The 2,013-nt window shown below is 72.3% G+C and carries 1 protein-coding gene; it reads right to left on the bottom strand.

The window, feature by feature from the left end:
* Positions 1–176: 176 nt before the first annotated feature.
* The gene (locus ACWGH4_RS34635) at positions 177–1,808 is read right to left on the bottom strand and encodes a phosphodiester glycosidase family protein (RefSeq protein WP_453467826.1); all 1,632 of its coding nucleotides are present in this window, start codon (positions 1,806–1,808) and stop codon (positions 177–179) included.
* Positions 1,809–2,013 lie beyond the last annotated feature (205 nt).

Raw genomic sequence — 2,013 nt, 5'->3', positions numbered from 1 at the left:
CGCACCGACCGGGTGGGTTGGTGCGCACGGCCCGCTCGTGATGCCGGCCCGGGCTCGGTCCGGGCCCGTTCCGGGTCGGTCCTGGCCCGGGTCCCGTGGGGCCGGGGCCGGGCCAGGTTCGTCACCGGGTCCCGTCGGGTCCACGACCGGCGCCGGGCCGGGTTCGGCGCGGTGGGTCAGGGACGGACGAGAAGCACGTTGCCGAGCGAACGCTGACCGGCGGCGTCCGACGGCCGGTTGACGATGCCGGAGTCCGCGGTCGCCATGACGCTGGATCCCCCGCCGTCGAGGTTCAGTGCCTCACGCGCGCCGAGGGCCTTCATGAGCTCAGCGGTCGCTGCGATGCCGAGGCCCTCGCTGTACCCGGCCTGCCGGCCGTCGACGACCACGAGCATCATCCGGCCCTGCCCGTCGACGCCGATCATCGAGCGCGGGTTGCTGCGCACGGTCCAGTTGTAGGTGAAGGTCTGGTCCGTGCCCTCGCGGATCAGACCGTCCGCCGCGGCGTTGACCGAGACTTTCCCGTCCCGCACCAAGGTCGGACCGACCTGGAGGATCGTCGTGTCCGGGGTGAGCGCGACCCTGCGGCCCCGGCTGTCCTCCACCCGTTCGGTGACCGTCAGCCTCGTGCCGACCGTGGCGTGCTCGAGCAGCCAGCCGACCCGGTTCCCGATGGCCTGGACGGTCGACCCGCCGTCGGGCACCGCCGCGCCGCGCGACGTGTTCACCGCGGTCACCCTGCCCGTCGCGTCGAGCACCACCTCGGCCCCGGCGCCGGTCGGCGTCCTGCCGAACTCCGGGGTGAACCGGACCAGTTCGCTGCTGTCGGTGCACCGCAGGTCGTGCTGGGGCTTCTCAGTGGGCAGGTCACCGCCCACACCACCGCAGTTCCAGACGTCGCCGGGCACCCGGTTGACACCGTCGATCTCGACCGTCTCGCCACCGGCCCGCAGCGTCACGTGCGCCGTGAAGGCGTCCACGTCGACCGAACGGCCCCCACGGGCGATCTTCACGCCGCCGCGGCCCTGGGTCGCGGAGCCGAGCAGCTTGCCGTCCTTGACGTACAGGCCGCCGGGGGCGTTGTTGTAGAACCACTGGCCGTTGACGCCGGCTGTCGCGCCGGTCGCGGCCATGAGGTCGGTCAGCTTCTCCGTACCGTTCAGCGCCGGTCCGAAGTCGGTGCCCACTGTGCCGTCGAACGTGCGGAAGTCCACGCGCAGTACGTGCACCTTCTGCGGTGCGCCGATGTCGTTGCCGTCCTGCGGGATGTAGCGGGTGCCGCCCGCGAACCCGGCCGCCCGGACCTGGCTCAGAACCGCCGCCGCGTCCGCCTCGGCCGCGTAACGTCCGACCCGCACGGTCCAGCCCAGCGTCCCGGCAGGCCGGTCGGCGTAGGCGGGGATCACGACCCGCTCCACCCGCGGGGCGAAGCCCTTGTCCCGCACCGCGTCGGCGACCCGATCGGCGATCGCCTTCGAACCCAGCGCCGTACCCGCGCTCTTGAGCGGCCCGTCCTCGGTCGCCGGCAGATACACGTGCACGGTCCACTGGTCGTCGGCGTCGTGCTTCCCCAGCGACATCGAGGTCAGCGTCACGCCCGGTCTCACGGTGATGGTCTCGGACGTGGCGCCGAGAAGCAGGGACGACGCCGCGGAACGGGCACCGGGGGCTGCCGTCGCCGCATCTGGGGACGCCGGTACCGCGGCGGATCCGGAGACCGGTGGCGAGGCCTCCGCGCCGGGCACGACCACGGCCGCGCCCAGAACCGCAGCGGCTGCTGCCAGGATGGAGAGGGACTTTCGCTGCATGATTGCCCTTCGATCGTCGGAACCGTACGGCTGTGACATTGCATCGCCGCCAGGTGTCCTGGGGCACAACTTCCACAACTACCCGGTTGAAGGCACTCGTTCCCGCAGATGAATGCCGACGGATACGGAGCGGGCGTGCATGTCTGCGTGCAGCCGCGCGCTGGGCCCGCCGTCCGCACCGGGCCGTGAGGTCGATGCGGACGGC

This window comes from Streptomyces sp. NPDC054847, from assembly GCF_053610925.1.
This window is presented reverse-complemented; position numbering and strand designations above follow the sequence as displayed.

Excerpts from the sequence above, each read along its gene's own strand:
- ACWGH4_RS34635 (WP_453467826.1), bottom strand. The coding sequence starts at position 1,808 with ATGCAGCGAAAGTCCCTCTCCATCCTGGCAGCAGCCGCTGCGGTTCTG.